Consider the following 20,488-nt stretch of genomic DNA (forward strand, 5'->3'; position numbering starts at 1 on the left):
CCCTTCTTGCTGATCCCGCGACAGGGACAATTTTACCCCAACCGCTTGAGCAGTTTTTCCGCCTCGGCACGCTGATGCTCGGTGCCCTGCTCTGCCGCTTCTTGCAGCAGCTCGCGGGCGCTATCCTTGTCGTCGATCTCGAGGTAAGCGCGGGCCAGATCCAGCTTGGCCCCCACACCGCCGTCATCGGCATCCACATCAAAGCCGGTGGATTCAGGCAACACCTCGGGGAAACCATCGAGCCCCACGTCCAGCGAGAGACCCTGATAGGGCTCCTGCTCCGGCGCGGTGGCATCCGCATCGGCCAGCAGCTTGTCGATCTCGACGTAACCGCTTGCCTGGGCCTGTTCCCTTGGCTGCAATTCTGCCGGATGAGACTCCACTTCGGTAAAGGCATCCTCGAAATCGGAGAGCGCCAGTTCGTTGGGATCCCACTCAAGATCGAGCTCGGTCTCCTTGCCTTTGGTTGGCTCAAGCCCCAACTCGGCCAACATATCATCAGCCGAACCATCCACGCTCAAGTCGATGGCATTATTGCCCTCGCCCGCAGCCGGTTTATCCAGCTCATTTTCAAAATCACCCAGATCAAAACTGGCCAGATCATCAGCAGCCGTACTCTTGCTGCTTGCACTCAACTCCGGTTCCAGATCAGCCGAAAGATCCGCATCCAGCTCGGCAAACAGGGCTGCCTGCAGCTCCTCTTCGCTCATGAGCTCATCAGCATCCCTGGACTTGGGATTGAACTCGCTGGCCAGATCCATGTCGGGTTCATTGGCCAACGCGACAGGCTCATCCAGCGAGAGATCGAGATCCGGCACCAGATCCGGGTCACGACTGGCTGACTGGGCAGCCATTCGCTCCGGCTCGAAACCTTGCAGATCGATCTCGCCATCGTCGCTGAAAACCAGATCAACATCCGGCTTTTTAGCCGGTTCATCTGGCTCGACCGGCATAAAGCCATCAGGGGTATTGAGATCCGGCACCGGGCGTACCGGCTCGTTGTCGGTCACATCGACACTCAGCAGATCGTCAAACTCGCTCTGCTCCTGATCCATCATCATGGCGGTGGACTCGGAGAGGCTCTTCTCCTGCTCCTCCAGCTCGCGACGGGCACGGGCCCGCAGCCACAGGGTCACCAGCGCCAATACCAGCAGCACCGGCAGCAGGATGATCATGGCAAGGTTGAGCGGTGAGGAGAGCAGCTCCATCAGCCAGTGCTGCTTGGGTTCAGGCTCTGCCACCACGGGGGGGACAGGTCTGGCCTTCAGCTCGGCGAGCTCTTTTTGCAGCGCGGTCTGATCCTGCAACTGGGCCTTGAGGGTCTCGACCTCTTCGGTGAGAGATTGCAAGCGCAGTTTGAGCCTGTGGTTCATCTCGGTCACCTGACCGAGCTGGGCATTGGCATCTTCCAGCGCCAGCGCCATCTCGGTGGCCGGTTTGCCCACCGGTTTTTCCAGATCGGAAGGCAGAGGCGCCGGTGTGGTGCTTGCTGCGGCGCTCGTCGCCGGGACTGGGGCCACCGCCTCTTTTGGCGCAGGCTCGCTCGCCTTGACAACATCTTTGGTTTCAGCAGACGGTTGCGGTGCTACGACAGGAGCAGGAATGGGTGCCGCTTTTGCCGCAGGCAAGGGAGCTGGCGCGGTTTTCACCGGTTCGGCTTTGGCAGTCTCAACCTTCACGGGCTTGGCCGCCGATTTGGCGCCATGGGCCTGCTTCTCGGCGAGATACTTGGGGCTTAACCCCTTCCAGCTGGCGTTGTCGCTGCGGAACTTAGCACGCGCCTGGGCATCGGTGATGACGCTCGCCTCGGCCACGGTCGGCAACAGGATGCGTGACCCCACCAGAATGTGGTTGATATTGCCATCGGCAAAACTGCGGGGGTTTTTCTCGTAGATCGCCACCATGGTCTGGTAGACGCTGACACTACTGGAGGGACGGTATTTGCTCGCCAGACTCCAGAGAGTATCGGTTGGACGAACAGGGCCATAACTACCGGCATTGGCCGTGACCTGACGTACCACCGGCTGGGCGGTTGCACGTACCGGTTGCGCCACGGGTCTGGCGACCGGTTGCGCCAGCGGCTGGGAATTGACGGCTGGAGGTGCGGGCTCGTCAGGGCCTTTTAGCTCGACAAAAAAAGGCTCCCGCGCAGCGTCTTCAGCCTGGACGGAGCCCAGCAGACCCAATGCGAGTAGCGTTGCCAATGTTATGCGGGAATGTCCCATATTCGTTCCTTCGTATGACGGCCCTATCACATTGAAAAATCTGGATAGTTACCCCAAAACAGTCGGCTCAATATAAATCAGGCTCGCGTCGCAAGCCAGTAGTCCGACACAATTAGCACCCGACTTGACTCTGAGTGTAGGAAAAAACTTAATCAGTTGATATCGCAACAGAATCTTGAAGTGACGGAGTGCGGCATGGGTCACACCCCCGATTTATCACAGGCCAGATGCGCAGCACTCCCTGCTGCCCATCTGTGGCATCTGACCAGCCTTACAGATAGTCGCGAACCAGCAGCTCGGCAATCTGTACACTGTTGGTTGCCGCGCCCTTACGAACGTTATCGGCCACGATCCACATATTGATACCACTCGGGTGAGAAATATCCTGGCGCACCCGACCCACCAGCACCTCATCCTTGCCGGTTGCGTCACGCACCGGGGTCGGATAGTCCCCTTCGTCATCAAACAGGGTCACACCCGGCGCACTGCGCAGCAGGTCCTTGACCTGTTCGGCATCGAGCGGCTGGTGCAGCTCGACGTGTACCGCCTCGGCGTGGCCGTAGAAGACCGGCACCCGCACGCAGGTGGGGTTCACGGCAATGCTGGCATCGCCGAGGATCTTCTGGGTTTCCCATACCATCTTCATCTCTTCACGGGTGTAGCCGTTGTCGGTGAAGCTGTCGATCTGCGGGATCAGGTTAAAGGCGATCTGTTGCGGATAGAGGGTCGGTTCCACCGGACGACCGTTGAGCAGATGAGCGGTCTGACCCGCCAGCTCGCTGACCCCCTCTTTGCCGGAGCCTGACACGGATTGATAGGTGGCCACATTAATGCGGGCAATGCCCACTTCGTCGTGCAGCGGCTTCAGGGCCACCAGCATCTGGATGGTGGAGCAGTTGGGATTGGCGATGATGTTGCGATTGCGAAAATCGGCCAGCGCATCCGGGTTCACTTCCGGGATCACCAGCGGGATATCTTCGTCGTAACGGAAGCAGGAGGTGTTGTCGATGACGATACAACCGTGCTCGGCAGCAATCGGCGCCCACTTGGCAGATACCTCGGCACCGGCGGAGAAGAGTGCGATCTGCACCTGGCTCCAGTCAAACTCCTCCACATCGAGGATCTCGAGGTTCTTGCCGCCAAAGCGCACTGTATCACCGGCGCTGCGGCTGGAAGCCAGCGGATAGAGGGTCGCTACCGGAAATTCGCGCTCTTCCAGGATCTCGATCATCGCCTGACCCACGGCGCCGCTGGCACCCAATACCGCTACGTTAAACTGCTGGCTCATTCTGTTCTCCTCTGATAATGCTGCAATGGCGCCGGGTGGCACCATGGTCGGCAGGCTCCCGCACGGCGAGATGACGCTGCCTGATATGGCTGAGCTGGCGCAGTAGCATCTGCGCCAGCTCAGTAAAAAATGGGTTCGAGGTAGCCAGTACGGCTCACCCCTTCCGGTTATCTTCCAACTCCTAGTCCCCAACTCAGGGGCGTGACAGCGCAAATCCCAGCTCGCCCAGCGCCTGGTCGGCAAACGCCCCCTCAACCTGCAGGGAGGATAGTTCACGGCGCTCTGGATAGTGTTTGCGCTGCTCGTCAAAGCTGCCGGGCAAGCCGAGTCGGGCCCGGAAACGGGCATCATCGCGGCGCACATCATAGACCAGATGCACCAGCTGCTTGATCAGCGCCTGATCCGGTGCGCGGCCCGGCACCACCGCCTGCACATCGGGGGCAGGCAACAGCTGACTCAAATCCTGACGAGGCTGGCGTCCCAACTGCTGGCAGAGCGCCTGATAGAGCATCCAGGTACCGCGGGCCTTCCCCTCCAGGCTGTAACCGGCGATATGGGGGGTGGCAATCTCGGTATGGGGCACCAGCGCAGCCAGTGGCTCGGGCTCGTTCTCCCACACATCCATCACCAGTCGCAAAGGCGCATCGCCCAACTGACGCGCCAGCAGGGCCCGGTTATCCCACACCTCGCCACGGGATGCGTTGATCAGGATCTGCCCGGCAGGGCGCGCGGCAATCTGTTCGGCATCGAGCAGATGGTGGGTCGCATCCGGCCCTTCACGGGTGATGGGCACGTGGAAACTGACGATATCGGCGCCAAGGGCGGTCTGGTAATCGACAAAGCCCGCATCGGGAGTATTACGCGCCCTGGGCGGATCGCAGCGCAGTACCCGCATGCCGAGCGCTTGGGCCTTGCCAGCCACGCACTCGCCGGTATTGCCCGCACCAATCACCGCCAGCGTCATGGCCGAGAGGTCGAGTTCGTAGCGCTCCGCCAGCACCAGCAGGGCTGAGAGCACATAATCCCCCACCGAATACTTGTTGCAACCGGGGGCGCTGAAGAAGGGAATATTGCGGCTTGCCAGCAGCGCCTTGTCCACATGGTCGGTGCCTATGGTGGCGGTGCCGACAAACCCGAGTTTGGGGCTGGTCGCCAGCAAATCGCCGTTGACGCGGGTGACCGAACGCACCAGCAGCACATCGGCATCCAGCAGATCGCGGGCCTGCATCTGCCGTCCGGGCAAGGCGACCACCTCGCCAAATTCGGCAAACAGCTCCACGGCATGGGGCATATTCTCATCAACGACTATCTTCATCGGGCTCTCTTTGGTCACAACCGCCACGGGGGAGCCATTCTAGCGCAAAGCCGCCCGAGATTTCAGCCTGTGATGCAATCAGGCGCGAAAGGGGACCACATTGTTCGGTGGCCACTCTCTCCTGCCGTTCAAACCGAGGATGTCGCCACAAATGTGTAAGCAGAGGTAACAAACGTGCTGCTCGGCTTTGTCCGGGCATGTCACGGTGGCACAATGCCCCTCTTTTTCGCGATCGCCCATATTCACCATGCCGCCACATTTCTCGTCGCTCTCTGTCTCCTCACTCACCCGCAGTCAGGTGCTTGGATTCACTGCCCTGCTGATCCTGCCCCTGCTGCTGCTCGCCACGCTGCCCTGGCAGCCTTTTCTGATCGACTCCCTGCATTCAGGCTGGTTATGGTGGTCATACGCCCTCACCCGCATGGTCGATATTCCCGGGATCGGGCTCAGTGGCGCTCTCTTGCTGCTGCTGACCCGCTACAAACTGAGACTGGAGTGGGCCTCCTTCATTGCGCTGGGGTGTGCACTGGCGGCCCTGCTAGCCAGCGACTGGGTGCTCAAGAGCCTGATCAAGCACCTGACCGAAGAGCCCAGACCCTATCTGATCTGGCTGGAGAGTCAGGCGCTGATCCCGGCTATCAAGAGCTTCTACGCCAGTAGGGTCGATGTGCGTAGCGAACAGGTTCATGCCGCCAGCCAGTTGCTGGCCCTGCCTGAGTGGCTCGGCCACCACTGGCAGGCCGAGGTGAACTACGCCTTCCCCTCCGGCCACAGCATCGCCGCCATCAGCCTGGCCCAATTTTTCGGCCTTATCTGGCTGGCCCGCGCTCCCACGGGCGTCTGGCTGCTGCCGTTGTGGGCACTGGGAATTGGTCTGTCGCGCATGGTGATGGGGATGCACTGGCCGGTGGATGTGCTGGCCAGCGCCCTGCTGGGGTCGTTCACGGCGTTGATAGCCGCCCGCTGGTGGCTGCACCGATACTGAAACCAGGCACTGCATTGTAAGCGGCTTACTGCAACGGGATGGGGGGACAAGCCTGTGCTTTTTTGCCATAATGCCGCCTCATTTTATCCCGACCGAGATCCCATGACCGACGCAGTTCATACCCTCAAGGGCCGTTTCCGTGGTTTTTACCCCGTCGTCATCGATGTTGAAACAGCCGGGTTCAACGCCAAGACCGATGCCCTGCTCGAGATAGCGGCTTACACCCTGAAAATGGATGAGCAGGGTTGGCTCGTTCCCGATCACATATTCCACTTTCATGTCGAGCCCTTCGAAGGGGCCAACCTGGAAAAGGCCGCGCTGGAGTTCACCGGCATCGATCCCTACAACCCGTTGCGTGGCGCTGTCTCGGAAAAAGAGGCACTGACCGAGATCTTCAAGGGGATCCGCAAGGGGATGAAGGAGCAGGATTGCGGCCGCGCCATCATAGTGGCCCACAACGCCACCTTCGATCACGGCTTCGTGATGGCGGCCGCCGAGCGCGCTGGCCTCAAGCGTAATCCGTTCCACCCGTTTGCCACCTTCGACACCGCTGCTCTCTCCGGATTGGCGCTGGGTCAGACCGTGCTGGCCAAAGCGTGCCAGAGCGCCCGCATCCCGTTTGACAATAAAGAGGCGCACTCTGCCCTCTATGACACCGAACGCACCACAGAGCTGTTCTGTCATATCGTTAACCGCTGGAAGAGCATGGGGGGTTGGCCGCCAGCGCATCCGGATGATGACACAACCGATGCTCCTGCCGATGATGAGGGGCAAGAATAAACGGATGAAGGCTGCCACTGGCAGCCTTCGCTTTTTGGGGAAATGATTGATTGCGCGGCGCACCGGAAATCGCCATCAACGTCACTATCCACCGCTGCGCACGGGATGCACGGAGACAAACAGTTCACAAACCCTCATGTTGAGCAACCTTGTGCCACATGCTGCTGCGATATGCAGGGTTTGACTGATTTTTTTCTCGACATTTGTCACATTTTTCGCAAACTAACTCCCCTTCACATGACAGACAGCAATAACAAACTATAAGGAAATCAAATGAATCCAGTTGTTATCGCAGTCGGGCTGATGCTGGTGCTCAGTCTGCTGCGGATCAATGTGGTGGTCTCGCTGGCGCTGGGGGCCATTGCTGGCGGCCTGGTCGGTGGGCTGTCGTTGACCGATACCCTCACCACCTTCAGCGGTGGCCTGGGCGGTGGCGCCGAGATTGCCCTCTCCTACGCCATGCTGGGCGCCTTTGCGGTTGCCATCTCCCGCTCCGGGATCACCGACCTGCTGGCCCGCAAGGTGATCAACCAGCTGGGCAAGGATGCCAGCTCGACCCGCATCATGTGGGTCAAAACCCTGCTGCTCTCTTCCGTGCTGGCCGTGGCGATCTCCTCCCAGAACCTGATCCCGGTTCACATCGCCTTTATTCCCATCCTGATCCCGCCGCTGCTGCACGTGATGGCGCAGATGCAGATCGACCGTCGTCAGGTGGCCTGTGTCATCACCTTTGGCCTGACCGCCACCTACATGGTGCTGCCGGTCGGCTTTGGTGGCATCTTCCTGAACAACATTCTGGCCAAGAACCTGATTGATAACGGCGTGCCCATCACCACCAGCCAGATCCCGCTGGCGATGGCCATTCCGGTCGCCGGTATGGTACTGGGCCTGCTGATTGCGGTATTCATCAGCTATCGCAAACCGCGCCAGTACGATCTGGCCAAGATCCTGGATGCCGAGCCCGAAGCGATCGAGCTCAACCTCACCCACATCTGGGTGGCCCTGCTGGCCATTGGCGTGGCGCTGGGGCTACAACTGATGACCAACAGCATCGTACTGGGTGCGCTGGCCGGTTTTGTCATCTTCACCTGCGGCGGCGTCATCAAGTTTCGCGAAAGCCAGGATGCCTTCACTCAGGGGGTACGGATGATGTCGCTGATCGGCTTCATCATGATCTCCGCCGCCGGTTTTGCCGCCGTGATGAAGGCGACTCACGGGGTCGACTCTCTGGTCCAGGTGGTCGCCTCCGGCATCGGTCAGCACAAAGGCATCGCCGCCTTCCTGATGCTGCTGGTGGGTCTGCTCATCACCATGGGGATCGGTTCTTCCTTCTCCACCGTGCCCATCATCGCCACCATCTATGTGCCGCTCTGTCTGCAGCTTGGCTTCTCACCAATGGCGATCATCGCACTGGTCGGTACCGCAGGCGCGCTGGGGGATGCGGGTTCACCTGCATCTGATTCAACTCTGGGCCCCACATCCGGCCTCAACGCCGATGGCCAGCATGACCATATCTGGGACAGCGTGGTGCCCACCTTTATTCACTACAACATCCCGCTGGTGATCTTCGGCTGGATTGCCGCCATGGTGCTCTGATAGCCACTCTGGCATCGAACCATGCTCTGCAAAATACGAAACAAGAAGGCGACCTTATGGTCGCCTTCTTTATAAGCACGTTCACCTAATCACCAGGACATGGTCCCGAGAGGAGAAGCTCTTTAATGGGCGACATGGATTCCCGGATCTGGATGATTGCGCACTGCTTGTTTCGCTCCTTGCTCTTATGGGATCAGTCTCTAGCCACAGATGCCATAACAGCACTCAGCCCCCCCAGCGTTGTGCGCCACACCCGTTGCCACATACCACGCCGATTAATTGCTCAGCGATTGGATATCATTTTGAAAAACTGATACTTAACTAGCTACACTAGCGATTATCACCATACAGGGACGTGTAAAAAATGAGCTTGATTGGCTTGGTGCTGGCGTTGATCGCCATCCTTGGCGGCAACATGATCGAGGGGGGGCACCCCAGTGCACTGCTCGATCTGCCCGCATTCCTCATTGTGATCGGTGGCACCATAGGTGCTGCGCTGACCCAGTTCCCTTTCTCCGTCGTCGGCAGCACCATGAAGCGTTTCAAATGGCTGCTCTCCCCCCTCAAGCTCGATATGCATGAACAGGCCCAGTTGCTGGAGACCCTGGCAGGCAACGCCCGCCGCAGCGGCATGCTGGCGCTGGAAGGGATGATCGACGAGATCAAGGATCCTTTCCTGAAGAAAGGGGTGCAGATGATGGTTGATGGTTACGAAAAAACCAAGATACACGAGGTGCTGGAGAACGAGATCGAGTTCGAGCAGGAAGATCTCGAACAGACAGTCAAATTCTACGAAGCCATGGGCGGCTACTGCCCGACCATGGGGATCGTCGGCGCGGTGTTTGGCCTGATCCACGCCATGGGTCTGCTGGATGCCCCCGACAAGCTGGGCGGCGCCATCGCCGTGGCCTTTATCGCCACCATCTACGGGGTATCCGCCGCCAACCTGATCTTCTTGCCGTTCGGCAACCGTTACAAAGGGTTTGCCCACCAGATCCGCCACTACAAGGAGATGACCCTGACCGGCATTCTCTGCATCGTGGATGGCGAATCCCAAGCGCGCCTGCAAGTTACCCTCGAACCTTATCTGGGAGGTCACGGTGGCCAAAAAGAAAAAGGCTGAAGCACCGGAGAACCATGAACGCTGGCTGGTCTCCTATGCCGACTTCATGACCCTGCTGTTCGCCCTGTTTGTGGTGCTCTACTCCTTTGCCATGGCCAAGCAGTCCGAAACCCGGGTGCTTATCCAGGGCTTTATCGAGTCGCTGGGTAAAATCGGCCTCATCTCCCCGCCTGCCGGCTCACCCTTGATGCAGGGGGGAACAGGGATTCTCGAGCCGGAATCAAAAACCACGCCGAGCAGCCCGAAAGAAGAGACTGTACTGGAAAAAGATGCCCCCATGGCGGCATCGGACCCCTTCAACGAGACCATAGGTGCCTCGGAAAAACCGAGCGCCACCGAAGCCTGGCCCCACAAGACCAAGGAGCAGGAGTGGGTGCAGGTGACCAAGCAGAAGCTTGAGCAGCAACTCAAGGCCCAGATTGAATCGAAGGATCTCGAGGTCGAGCAACTCGGCAGTCAACTGGTGATCCGCATCGGCGAGAAGGCGCTGTTTCCCGCCGATTCGGCGTTCCTGCAGCCCCAGTTCATCCCGCTGGTCAACAAGATCGCCGGCATTTTGGCCAACATCCCGGGGCAAGTAGTGGTCACCGGTCATACCGACAACTCCCAAGCGCCGGTGGAGCTCTATCGCAACAACTGGGAGCTCTCGGTGCTGCGGGCCTCTTCCATCGTGCAAACCATGCTGGCTAACCCCCAGCTGGATGCCAGACGAGTCATCGCTCAGGGTGTTGCCGACACCCAACCCCGCTTTGCCAATGACACCCCCGAACATCGCCAGGCGAATCGCCGGGTCGATATAACCCTCTCTCAAGGCAAGGCAGCAGAAGAGTCGCTGCAACTGCTCAAGCCCTGATCCCCCTGCTCCCGCCTCGCGCGGGAGCCTCTTTTTAAAAACAAATAACTCAATAATATCAACACCATAAGATCTTAATGATAATGATTTCTATTTATTGTCAAGTGGTCAGGCCTCTGCAATAATGCCGCCCTTCAGGCTTAAATAAAAACAATTATCATTATGAACAAACTGCTTCAGGCATGGCCGGCACTCCTTTGTGCCTCCGCAGGCGCGGCCGATCTTCCCCCTGTGGAGAAGGCTCGCAGCGACGACACCATCATTGTCACCGGGCAACGGGTACCACAGAAACTCTCCGATGTTTCCGGCTCCATCACCGTCATCACCCAGGAAGAGCTGGACCGTCAGGTCGCCAGCGAGCTGACCCATGTGTTTCGCAAGATCCCCGGTGTCTCGGTCACCGGCTCTGCTGGGCGACCGCAAAACATCAGCGTGCGCGGCATCGGTGGCAACCGCATCCTGCTGATCAAGGATGGGGTACGCGTCAGCGACGGCTTTGGCGCCGACAACATCAATGACAAGGTGGGTCGCTTCAACTTCGATCTCGACGACATCAAGCAGATTGAGGTGGCCAAGGGGGCCGGTTCCTCCCTGCATGGCTCCGATGCCATCGGCGGCACCGTGGTGATGAATACCAAGCAGCCGGAAGATTATCTGCAACAACAAGATAGCTATCTGGCGGCCAAAACCCTCTACGGTGGCGATAGCAACAAGAAGAAGCTCAGCATGACCGGCGCGGTGCGGGCACTGGAGAGCGAACATCTGTTGCGCCTCTCCGGCTGGCGCGGCAACGAAACCGCCAACTTTGAGGAGAACCGCATTCCGGCTGATTTGGATGGCATGAGTGCCTCCACCAGCAGCCGCCTCCCCCTCAATGCCCATCACGCTCTGCGGCTGGAGCTGGACTACTACGAGGATCACGCCAAACGCCAGATGGGGCCCAAAGCGGTGCCCCAACCCGATGGCAGCTGGGACGTGGTCGGTTTTCAGGAAGATGGCGATCAGCGCACTCAGGGCGGCAAGTTCAGCTGGGAAGCCAGCGATCTGGGCATGGTCGATACCCTCAACTGGAGCCTGTTTGGCAACCAGTCACGCAACGAAGCCAACCAGCGCCAGCTGCTGCGCAACGATGCCCTGAGCGGCTATCCCAGATATCGCAGCCAGCGCACCCTCTCCACGTTCGAGGAGCTGCGCCTTGGCAGTGAGCTGGAGCTGCAGAGCACGCTGAGCACCGGCTCGCTGGATCACACCTTCAGCTACGGTGTGGAAGTGGAGCAGGCCAACCACGAGCGGCCGGTCAGCAATCTGACCCTGGAAGATGGCATCACCACCCAGGGACAGAAAGCCCCCTTCAGCAAAGCCGAAACCCGCCGCGATGGCATCTGGCTGAGCGATGTGATCGATCTGGGCAACTGGCAGTTTACCCCGACCCTGCGCTTTGACCGCCAGCGCCTGCGCGCACCGGACAGTAATCTGGCCGAGAACCACAGCGACCACATCTCCCCCAGTGTGGCGGCCAGTTACCGCTTCAACGAGACATGGCGCAGTTGGCTCAGCTATGCCAACGGCTTCCGCGCCCCCGCTTACGATCAGGTTTACGGCAACATTCCTCACTACTTTGCCATGCCGCCGTTCGAGATCATTGCCAACCCCAACCTCAAGGAGGAGACCAGCCACAGTCTGGAGTGGGGAGTGAATGGCCAAAGCGACAACTGGAGCGTCAAACCGGCCGTTTTCTACAACCGCTACTACAACTTCATCGACTGGCGCCAGACCGGTTTTCGCCTCGATGACGGTGTCTTCCTGCGCCAATATCGCAACGTTGCCAAAGCAGAAACCTGGGGCGCCGAGCTGGCCGCCAGCCTCTGGCTGAGCGACGAGTGGGAGCTTTCGACCAATCTGGCCTGGATGGATGGCAAAGATCACCGCGGTGAGCCGCTGCGCACCCAGACACCGCTGGAAGGCAACACCACCCTGCGCTGGCAACAGCTCGACTGGGGGGTTGAGCTCAGTGGCAACTATGCCGCCGCCATGACCAAGGTGCCCCAGTGCGCCAATGCGCAGACTGGCTATAACGGTGCCTGCCAGAGCAGCGCAGGCTGGTTCAGCCTGGACCTCACCGGCGACTGGCAGATCACCGAGGCGCTCAAGGTCAATGCCACCATCGGCAACCTGCTCGATACCCGCTACGTCCGCTATCAGGATGTGGCCGGACTCCCGGCTGGCAGCGACACCTCCCTCTACAGCCAGAGCGGCCGCTACCTGTCAGCCAGCCTCAGCTACCGTTTCGTGGGGATGTGATGAAGCATCATGCAATCATGGCGGCCCTCTTGGCCGCCCCGTTGGCCTGGACGCAAGAGGCCCTGCCACCGCCGATCCCGTCCCAGCCACACCTGATTTCAGGCAATCCCGTACGCCAGGATCCCTATTTCTGGTTGCGGGACGAGAGCCGCAGCAACCCGGCCATTCTCGCCCTGCTCAAGCAGCAAAATCGCTGGAGCGAGCAGCAGCTCGCCGCGCAGCAGCCGCTGGAAGCAACCTTGCGCGCCGAGTTTGCCCGCCATCCGGCGGGGGAACCCGTGCCAGACAACTGGCTTGTCCGCGGCGATCAGGCATGGCAGCTGCGCCCGGATGGCTCACTCTGGCAACGCCACGGGGGCAAGGTGCAGCAGCGGCTTCCCGCCAGAGCGGGTGAGGGCTATTACGAAGCGGGCGGCTGGGCCCTGAGCCCGGATAACCGCACGCTGGCCATCGCCGAAGACAGGCGCGGCGATCTCGACTATCAGGTCACCCTGCTCGATCTCCAAAGCGGCAAGGCGCTGGCCAGTTTGGCACAGCGCAGCGCCGATCTCGCCTGGTCACAAGATGGTCGCACCCTCTACACCATCGCCAACGAGCGCTACACCCTGCGCCCCTGGCAGCTACGCGGCTGGCAGGATGGCCAGGAGCAGACTCTCTATGAGGAGCAGGATCCCGCCTGGCTGCTCAGCCTCTATCGCACCACGGATGGCCAGCATCTGGTGTTGCAGGGCAACAACCACGACAGCTCGGAGCAATACCTGCTCGACTCGGGCAAGCCGCAGCAGGTCAAACCCCGCCAGCGCGGGGTGGAATACTATCTGGACAGCCAGTCTGGCTGGGTGATCAAGAGCAACCGGGAGGGGACGTTTGCCCTCTACTCAGCCAGCACGCCGCTCGGTGAGTGGCAGCGCCTCTGGCCCAGCGCCGGGGAAGATCTCGGCGATCCCGAGAAGTGGCGACTGTTTGATCGCCATCTGGTGGTGCAGTTTCGCCAGCAGGGGGAGGATTGGCTCGCCCTGCTCGATCGCAACGGCCATGAACGCCAGCGCCTGCCGCTGGCCAGTGGCGCCGGTACCGGCTGGCTGCAAGGAGAACATGACCCGGCCAGCGACCGTATTCTGGTGCGCAGTCAGGGCTTGAGCCAGCCCCCCGGCCAGCGCTGGCTGGATTTGACCAGCGGCCAGTGGATCAACGACCAGCACACCGCAGGCAATAAAGCATTGCCCTATCAGAGCGAGCGGCGCTGGATCACCTCTGCCGATGGCACCCGGGTGCCTGTCTCGCTAGTGTGGCGCAAGGATCTGGCCCCTCGCGCCGTACTGCTCTACGGCTATGGCGCCTATGGCACGCCGATGCGCCCCTACTACCAGAAAGAGCTGTTAAGCCTGCTGGATCGGGGCTTTGTCTACGCCATCGCCCATGTGCGCGGCGGCGGCATGCTGGGGGAGCAGTGGACCCGCGACGGACGGGGCATCAACAAGCTGAACGGCATCAGCGACTTTATCGCAGCCGGTCAAGCCCTGCGCCACTGGTCGCCCGACTCTGCTCCCCTGCCCCTGTTTGCCATGGGGGGCAGCGCGGGGGGCACGCTGGTTGCTGCGGCCCTCAACCAGCAACCGACACTCTTTAGCGGCGCCGTGTTGCAGGTTCCCTTCGTCGATATGCTCGGCACCATGAGTGATCCCGCCCTCCCCTTGACCCGTCAGGAGTATCAGGAGTGGGGCAACCCGGCCAAGCCCGCAGAGTATCAGGCGATGCGCCGCATCAGCCCCTACGACAACCTGCACCGCGCCCCCTACCCGCCCCTGCTGGTCACTACCGCCCTGCACGACAGCCAGGTGCCCTATTGGGAGCCGGTCAAGTGGCTGGCCCGCCTGCGGGAGCACAGCACGGGCTCCGGCCCCTACCTGCTGCTGACCGAACTGGAGGGAGGCCACCGCGCCGGTGGTGGCGATCGGGCTCGTGAATTTGCCTTCTTGTTGCATCTGGCGGGGATCAATCAATGACCCTGCCGCTGATTGGGAGTACCACTATGAAACCCCTGTTGCCCGCCCTCTTGCTGGGGCTGGCTGGCTTTTCCACTCAGGCCGCCGAACTGCGTTTTGTCGAACAGGACGCCCCGGCCGATACCCGCCTCTGGCTCGAACAGCAGCTCGGCGTCACCCTGAGTGATGCCCCGGCCTATCAGCGCCAAGGCAAGCTGGGCCACTATCTGCATTATCGCCAGCAGCTCAATGGCGCACCGATCGCCGGTCTCATGGCCGCCGTCAGTCTCGATGAGCAGGGTCGCCCGTGGCGTCTCTATCACAATACCCGACTGATGCAGGCACAGGCGGCGCCATGTGATGAAGCAAGCCGCGCCGGGGTGGATGCCTATACCGCCACGCTGGATGGTACGGTGTGGCAATTCGCTGGCAGTGACGAAGCCCAGCCCTGGTACTGGCAGGATGGCGACACACTGACTGCAGCCTGGCGTCTGCTGGCGGTGGAAAGCCAGCCGGGCAACAGCAAGAGCAGCCACTGGCAACTGTTTGTCACCTGCGATGGCAGCGCCCTGCTGGGGCGCACGCTGCAAGAGGCCAACACCCGTGCCGAAGCGATCCCGCTGGCAGGGGAAGCGGCTACGGTGCAGGCCCGCATCTTTGCCCTCGACCCACGCACCCAACTGCAAGATGGCAACCTGCTGTGGCGCCACGATCTGGTGCTGGACAACCGGGCCTATCGCACCGTGCCGCTCACGGTACAAAAGGTGGATGACACCTACCAGCTAAATGGCCCACGCGCCCGGGTCGTGGATGGCACGGCGCCGGAAACTGCCACCTTTAGCAGCCCTGATGCCGATGGCTTCCAGCTGGATCACCAGCAGCCCACCTTCCTCGATATCAATGGCTACTACCATCTGGATCTGGCCCAGCGCCATGTGGAATCCCTTGGCTACCCAACGCTGATGGGCGGCCCCCTGGCCATCGATACCGATGCCGGGGAGCAGGACAACTCCCTCTATGACCCCTTCCTGCGCCGGTTGGAAATTGGCCGGATAGGGGTGCCCGACGCGGAAGATCCCATGGTGATCTGGCACGAGTTTGGCCATGCGGTGCAGCACCATATCCTGCCCGACATGGGAGAAGAGGGTGACTGGGGCGCCATCGGCGAGGGCTTTAGCGACTATCTGGCCGCCAGCTGGCGCCAGCGTAGTCCAGAGGCTCGCCAGTTCGAGCCTTTCATGGTCTTCAACTGGGATGCCAGGATAAGCGGCCGGACGCCCCGTCAGCTCGATGACCTGCGGGCGCGCTATCATCCGGGCTTCCTCTATCCGGCTCACCTCACCATCAACGGCAGCAACGGCGACCAGCTGTGGGGCACCCCGCTCTTCACCGCGCTGCGCCAGGCCGTTGAACAGTATGGCGAGGTAGCCCGTGACGAGTTCGATACCCTGCTGATTGAATCTCACTTCGGCCTCGGCCCGCAGGTGCGGATGCCCCAGCTGGCGCGGGTCACCGTGGATACCGCCAACCGCCTCTATCCGGGCCGCAGCTATGGCAAGCTGCTGGAGCAGGCCTTCCGCCACCACGCCCTGCTGCCCACACCCATTGCGGCCCGCCTTGCCGATGACAGCTACCTGCTGCCCGGGGAGAAAAAGAGCCTCGCCATCGAATTGACCAACCAGAGCGGCCGCCCCCTGACCGTGGCTGACGCCAGCCTTCTCCCGACCAAGGGGCTCATGGGTGACGGTCACTGGCAGGGAGAGCTCAACGCCGATGGCACCACCCGCTGGACCCTGCCGCTGGAAGCGGCGAGCAACCTGATCTGTGGCGAGGCAGTCACCTTGCCGCTGCAGTTCCAGCTCACCCTGCCCAGCCCCACCGAGCGCCAGACCCGCCTTGACCTGCAACTGCCGATCGGTGAACCGCTCTGGCAGCGGGCCATCGGCCAGGGTGGCCAGATAAAAGATGCGGTGAGCAATGAACGGCACGGCCTGTCCCGCTTCACTCTCACCCTGCCCGAGAGCAAGGCCCGCATCGACAGCGGATTCGTGGTTGCCCTCGATCTGGAGCACAGTAAGCTGGAGCAGCTGGAGATCTGGCTCACCTCCCCTTACGGCACCCGGATCAGCCTGTGGAACAAGGGTTACGCCAGCCATACCCGGCTCAAGGGGGAGTTCCCCCGTGAACTGGTACCGTTCGAATCACTCGATAAGCTGCACGGCGAACCTCTCGCTGGCCGCTGGCTGCTGGAGATCAACGACACCAGCGCCGGTGACACCGGTCAGTTGCGCAGCTGGCGGGTCGCCCAGCAAGTCGGCGCCCGCTGCGACAAGGATGAAGCCCTGCCCAACACCGGCATCATTCCCCTTGAGCAGGATGAAGGGGGTGGCGGCACGGCTTCCCCCCTGCTGCTGTTGCTGGCCCTCTGGCCCCGCCTCTGGCGCCGGAGCACCCCGCGCCGTTGAATCCTGCACCACGGGGGTTACCGCCCCCGTGAACCTGTGACCGAATCAAGGAATGTGAAGTGAAACCATCCGTACTGGTTATTGCAACCCTCTCAGCCCTGCTCAGCGCCTGTGGCGGCGGGGAAGATAACGCACCACTGGCGATCCCGGACTACCGGGTCGATGTCGCTCTGCCGACTGCCGGTACCCTGTGCGCCGATCTGGATCAGAACTGGCAATGTGATCCCGCCGATCCTGCCGTCAGCGGCGAAGGAGCTGTGGCCCTGGTCAGCCGTTCGGCCAACATCGTCAACTCGCCCCTGCTTTTCGTACCGAGGAGCGGAGGCCTGCTACGGGCACATCCGGCCGCCAAAGGGGATCCACAACGGCTGCAACCGACCCTGCTCAGTACCCTGTGGCAGAGCCGCATTGCCGAAGGGGTGGCCGCCGATCGCGCACTGGCGCAGCTGCTGGCCGATCTCGCGCCGCTACAACCGGGCAGCGATCGCGCCGCCCTCGCGGGTCTCGGCCAGTTTGATCAGGCGCTACAGCAGGTGGCGATCAGCTTGCAGCAACAGGCCCGCACACGCCTTGCCACCGCCAAGGAGACCCAGTTGCTCACCACCAGCTATCGCGCCATCAGCCTGATGCTGACGCAATTGGCTCAGGAGTGGCAGCGCAACGGCCAGTTTGCTGAAGAGACCCAAAGCGAGCTGCTGACCCTGCTGGTGCAGCAGCAGCCACGCAACCTGCTGACCGTCACCGGCGTCACCACCTTCAGCGATGGCAACGACCCGCTGCTGGAACAGGAACCCGCCGACTATCCGGGACAAGATGCCAGCTGGAATCGCACTCGTCCCCAACTTGCCTATCGTAAACTCGATGATCGCGGTCAGGTTCTCCCCGACAACGCGCCGAGCTGGCAGTGCGTCAAGGATCTCAATACCGGTCTGGTGTGGGAGGTCAAATCGGACGATCCCTTGAGCCCGGCCTGGAAAAGCAGGCCCTTTGCCTATGAGGATGAGCAGTTCAAGGCGACCGCAGGCGAGCAGCAAGAGGCCTACCAGCATATTCATAAGAGGATCGAACAGCTCACCGCCGAAGGAGATCTGGCGGCCCTCGCCCGGGCACAGGCGCTGACCACCATGCTGACCACCCGCGCGTATCAGCAGTGGCTCAATGGCGAGCAGCGCTGCGGCATCAGCCAGTGGCGGCTGCCCAGCATGGGTGAACTGATGTCACTGATGCACTACGGTAGCCTGGCCAAGGACCCGCTGGGTCAGCGCATCATCGTAGATACCCGTTACTTCCCGGATATCGCCCCCTCGGAAGATGACACCTACCATGGCTACTACTGGAGCGCCACCAGCAACACAGCTCAGCGCTTCTCCGGTGGCCCCATCAGCAAACGCACAGTCCTGCTCCTGGGAGAAGATGCGGGCACCACCTATCCCGCGCTGGTGCAGCAAGATACCTATATCGAGCTGATGCAGGTACGACTGGTCGCCACTCCCCAATAACCCGAGGAATATCATGAGCCTTTATCGCTTTTCGTTCGCCATGCTGGCACTGATGGCCCCCCTGGCCCACGGTGCTGCCATCTGTGATGACACCATGGATCGCACCGCCCCCTCTGCCCGTTTTCTTGACCATGGCAACGGCACCGTCACGGATCAACAAACCGGCCTCACCTGGATGCGCTGCAAACTGGGACAGACATGGAGTGGCAGCAGTTGCCTGGGGGAACCGACCGTTTACTACTGGCAGCAGGGGCTGCAAGTGGCGGAGCGGATCCGCAGTGACAGCAGCCATGCTCTCTATCACTTCGGCGGTATCAGCCAGTGGCGCCTGCCCGACATCAAGGAGCTGGCGACCCTGGTCGAGCATGCCTGCTACAAGCCCTCTCTCAATGAAGCCATTTTCCCGCGCGCCATGGCGGGGGGCGGTAAAGAGGTCAATGAGGGTTATGTCTATCTGATGAGCAGCACGGTAACCTCCGCCAATGGTCAGCGGGCGTATCTGGATATTACCTCGGGAGATATCGGTCTTCGCTCCATTGGCGCCTACCCGGATCAGGTCTTGCTGGTCGCCAATAAACCCTGACCGCCCCACGCTCGAAACCGGAACGCGATGACAGGAGAGGCTTGAAAGCCTCTCTTTTTATTGCTCTTGCCGCCCCCCCTACCTCACCCGCCATCACGCTCTTCACCCACCTGTGCCCCCTGCCCGCGATACCGACCTGATCCGGCTTCGCCCGCGGCATTTACCCCTTTCAGGTGATAACGAGGAGCAGCTCTCTGCGCTTTCCAGGCCTTTCTCGCCCGCCATAACCAACAAAAAAGTGCGCTTCTTAACAAAATTTAATTACCGGTTAACCGATTAATAATTAACCCGTAAAAATGACATGTAAATCAGTGCGAAAGTGTCATAATGCGTAACATTATTGTTAAGTCGCTTGATTAATTTGGTTAGGAAAAACCTCTATGTTTGCTGATATTTCTGCTCAACATTGGGCTTTTGCCATTTATGTCATCGGTGCCATCACCATCTGTCTGGTGATGATAGGCCTCGCTGCCCTGCTGGGAGGTCGCGCCTACGGCCGCACCAAGAACAAGCCATTTGAATCTGGTGTCGACTCGGTCGGCAGTGCCCGCCTGCGTTTTTCCGCCAAGTTCTATCTGGTCGCCATGTTCTTCGTCATCTTCGACGTCGAGGCGCTCTACCTGTTTGCCTGGTCTGTCTCCGTGCGGGAGAGCGGCTGGGTCGGCTTTATTGAAGCCACCATTTTCATCGGACTGCTGCTTATCGGCCTGATCTACCTCTGGCGCATCGGCGCACTGGACTGGTCACCGCGCAAACCGCAGCTGAACAACAAAAACAGTGATTGAACCACAGACCCTTTCCTTGAGGTTGCACCATGAAGTACACCCTGACCCGGATTGACCCGGATGCACCCGTTGAGCGCTACCCCCAGGAGCAGCGCCAGACCGTCGATGACCCACTGGCGCAAGAAGCGACGCGCGGCATCATGATGGGCCGCCTCGAGGAGGTGCTGCAAGACACAGTCAACTGGGGCCGCAAAAACTCCCTCTGGCCTTACAACTTCGGCATCTCCTGCTGCTATGTGGAGATGTGTACCGCCTTCACCTCCCCCCACGATGTGGCCCGCTTCGGCGCCGAAGTTATCCGAGCCTCGCCCCGTCAGGCCGACTTCATGGTGATTGCAGGGACCCCCTTCATCAAGATGGCGCCAGTCATCCAGCGCCTGTATGAACAGCTGCTCGAACCCAAGTGGGTGATCTCCATGGGGGCCTGTGCCAACTCAGGCGGCATGTATGACATCTATTCCGTGGTGCAGGGGGTGGACAAGTTCCTGCCGGTCGACGTCTACATTCCGGGTTGCCCGCCCCGTCCCGAAGCCTTTTTGCAAGCCCTGATGCTGCTGCAGGACTCCATCGGCAAAGAGCGCCGCCCCCTCTCCTGGGTGGTGGGCGATCAGGGGATCTACCGTCCCCAAATGCAGGCCGAAAAAGAGCGCAAGCGCGGCGAACGGATCAATGTGACCAACCTGCGCACGCCGGATGAGATCTGAC

Annotated in this window: 15 protein-coding genes; 12 read left to right on the forward strand and 3 right to left on the reverse strand. The window is 60.8% G+C overall.

All coding sequences use genetic code 11. The annotated features are described in order from the left end of the window. Positions 1-32: 32 nt before the first annotated feature. The 3 genes from G5315_RS02340 to G5315_RS02350 form a co-directional block, all read right to left on the reverse strand. Positions 33-2,225 carry a FimV/HubP family polar landmark protein gene (locus tag G5315_RS02340; RefSeq protein WP_421332298.1) on the reverse strand — a complete coding sequence of 731 codons (2,193 nt, stop codon included), beginning with the start codon at positions 2,223-2,225 and terminating at the stop codon, positions 33-35. A 271-nt stretch (positions 2,226-2,496) separates the two neighbouring features. Next, a complete protein-coding gene (locus G5315_RS02345; protein ID WP_040066449.1) occupies positions 2,497-3,513 on the reverse strand; it encodes an aspartate-semialdehyde dehydrogenase in 1,017 nt (338 codons plus the stop codon). 193 nt (positions 3,514-3,706) lie between these two features. Then, positions 3,707-4,828 carry a 4-phosphoerythronate dehydrogenase gene (locus G5315_RS02350; RefSeq protein WP_421332300.1) on the reverse strand — a complete coding sequence of 374 codons (1,122 nt, stop codon included), beginning with the start codon at positions 4,826-4,828 and terminating at the stop codon, positions 3,707-3,709. A gap of 247 nt (positions 4,829-5,075) precedes the next feature. Here G5315_RS02350 and G5315_RS02355 point away from each other — a divergent pair, with 247 nt between their 5' ends. The 12 genes from G5315_RS02355 to G5315_RS02410 all read left to right on the forward strand — a co-directional run bounded on the left by G5315_RS02355 (position 5,076) and on the right by G5315_RS02410 (position 20,487). Continuing rightward, complete coding sequence (locus G5315_RS02355) at positions 5,076-5,813, forward strand: phosphatase PAP2 family protein (RefSeq protein WP_421332301.1); 738 nt, start codon at positions 5,076-5,078, stop codon at positions 5,811-5,813. 102 nt (positions 5,814-5,915) lie between these two features. Then, positions 5,916-6,593: a ribonuclease T gene (gene rnt / locus G5315_RS02360; RefSeq protein WP_421332302.1), complete on the forward strand. Its 678-nt coding sequence runs from the start codon at positions 5,916-5,918 to the stop codon at positions 6,591-6,593. Between the two features lie 273 nt (positions 6,594-6,866). Beyond that, positions 6,867-8,189: a Na+/H+ antiporter family protein gene (locus G5315_RS02365; RefSeq protein ID WP_128835913.1), complete on the forward strand. Its 1,323-nt coding sequence runs from the start codon at positions 6,867-6,869 to the stop codon at positions 8,187-8,189. 364 nt (positions 8,190-8,553) lie between these two features. Continuing rightward, positions 8,554-9,312: a flagellar motor protein gene (locus G5315_RS02370; RefSeq protein ID WP_042056089.1), complete on the forward strand. Its 759-nt coding sequence runs from the start codon at positions 8,554-8,556 to the stop codon at positions 9,310-9,312. Continuing rightward, positions 9,290-10,165, forward strand: coding sequence for a flagellar motor protein MotB (locus G5315_RS02375; RefSeq protein WP_150389280.1), 876 nt, complete (start codon positions 9,290-9,292; stop codon positions 10,163-10,165). The genes G5315_RS02370 and G5315_RS02375 overlap by 23 nt, the downstream gene beginning before the upstream one ends. 162 nt (positions 10,166-10,327) lie before the next feature. Then, positions 10,328-12,466 (forward strand): TonB-dependent hemoglobin/transferrin/lactoferrin family receptor, encoded by a 2,139-nt coding sequence (locus G5315_RS02380; RefSeq protein ID WP_421332304.1) that lies wholly within the window; start codon positions 10,328-10,330, stop codon positions 12,464-12,466. Further along, complete coding sequence (locus tag G5315_RS02385; protein ID WP_421332306.1) at positions 12,466-14,472, forward strand: prolyl oligopeptidase family serine peptidase; 2,007 nt, start codon at positions 12,466-12,468, stop codon at positions 14,470-14,472. Before G5315_RS02380 ends, G5315_RS02385 begins: the two co-directional genes overlap by 1 nt. After that, positions 14,469-16,916, forward strand: coding sequence for a proprotein convertase P-domain-containing protein (locus G5315_RS02390; protein ID WP_421332308.1), 2,448 nt, complete (start codon positions 14,469-14,471; stop codon positions 16,914-16,916). The genes G5315_RS02385 and G5315_RS02390 overlap by 4 nt, the downstream gene beginning before the upstream one ends. A 59-nt stretch (positions 16,917-16,975) precedes the next feature. Then, complete coding sequence (locus G5315_RS02395) at positions 16,976-18,415, forward strand: DUF1566 domain-containing protein (RefSeq protein ID WP_421332309.1); 1,440 nt, start codon at positions 16,976-16,978, stop codon at positions 18,413-18,415. Between the two features lie 13 nt (positions 18,416-18,428). Continuing rightward, a complete protein-coding gene (locus tag G5315_RS02400) occupies positions 18,429-18,998 on the forward strand; it encodes a DUF1566 domain-containing protein (RefSeq protein ID WP_270817114.1) in 570 nt (189 codons plus the stop codon). 380 nt (positions 18,999-19,378) lie between these two features. After that, a complete protein-coding gene (locus G5315_RS02405) occupies positions 19,379-19,783 on the forward strand; it encodes an NADH-quinone oxidoreductase subunit A (protein WP_005344919.1) in 405 nt (134 codons plus the stop codon). Between the two features lie 29 nt (positions 19,784-19,812). Beyond that, the gene (locus tag G5315_RS02410) at positions 19,813-20,487 is read left to right on the forward strand and encodes a NuoB/complex I 20 kDa subunit family protein (RefSeq protein ID WP_005344917.1); all 675 of its coding nucleotides are present in this window, start codon (positions 19,813-19,815) and stop codon (positions 20,485-20,487) included. Position 20,488 lies beyond the last annotated feature (1 nt).

This window comes from Aeromonas sp. 603607 (genome assembly GCF_049171595.1).
Lineage (GTDB): Bacteria > Pseudomonadota > Gammaproteobacteria > Enterobacterales > Aeromonadaceae > Aeromonas > Aeromonas veronii.

Excerpts from the sequence above, each read along its gene's own strand:
- G5315_RS02340 (WP_421332298.1), bottom strand. The coding sequence starts at position 2,225 with ATGGGACATTCCCGCATAACATTGGCAACGCTACTCGCATTGGGTCTG.
- G5315_RS02345 (WP_040066449.1), bottom strand. The coding sequence starts at position 3,513 with ATGAGCCAGCAGTTTAACGTAGCGGTATTGGGTGCCAGCGGCGCCGTG.
- G5315_RS02350 (WP_421332300.1), bottom strand. The coding sequence starts at position 4,828 with ATGAAGATAGTCGTTGATGAGAATATGCCCCATGCCGTGGAGCTGTTT.
- G5315_RS02355 (WP_421332301.1), top strand. The coding sequence starts at position 5,076 with ATGCCGCCACATTTCTCGTCGCTCTCTGTCTCCTCACTCACCCGCAGT.
- rnt (WP_421332302.1), top strand. The coding sequence starts at position 5,916 with ATGACCGACGCAGTTCATACCCTCAAGGGCCGTTTCCGTGGTTTTTAC.
- G5315_RS02365 (WP_128835913.1), top strand. The coding sequence starts at position 6,867 with ATGAATCCAGTTGTTATCGCAGTCGGGCTGATGCTGGTGCTCAGTCTG.
- G5315_RS02370 (WP_042056089.1), top strand. The coding sequence starts at position 8,554 with ATGAGCTTGATTGGCTTGGTGCTGGCGTTGATCGCCATCCTTGGCGGC.
- G5315_RS02380 (WP_421332304.1), top strand. The coding sequence starts at position 10,328 with ATGAACAAACTGCTTCAGGCATGGCCGGCACTCCTTTGTGCCTCCGCA.
- G5315_RS02385 (WP_421332306.1), top strand. The coding sequence starts at position 12,466 with ATGAAGCATCATGCAATCATGGCGGCCCTCTTGGCCGCCCCGTTGGCC.
- G5315_RS02390 (WP_421332308.1), top strand. The coding sequence starts at position 14,469 with ATGACCCTGCCGCTGATTGGGAGTACCACTATGAAACCCCTGTTGCCC.
- G5315_RS02400 (WP_270817114.1), top strand. The coding sequence starts at position 18,429 with ATGAGCCTTTATCGCTTTTCGTTCGCCATGCTGGCACTGATGGCCCCC.
- G5315_RS02405 (WP_005344919.1), top strand. The coding sequence starts at position 19,379 with ATGTTTGCTGATATTTCTGCTCAACATTGGGCTTTTGCCATTTATGTC.
- G5315_RS02410 (WP_005344917.1), top strand. The coding sequence starts at position 19,813 with ATGAAGTACACCCTGACCCGGATTGACCCGGATGCACCCGTTGAGCGC.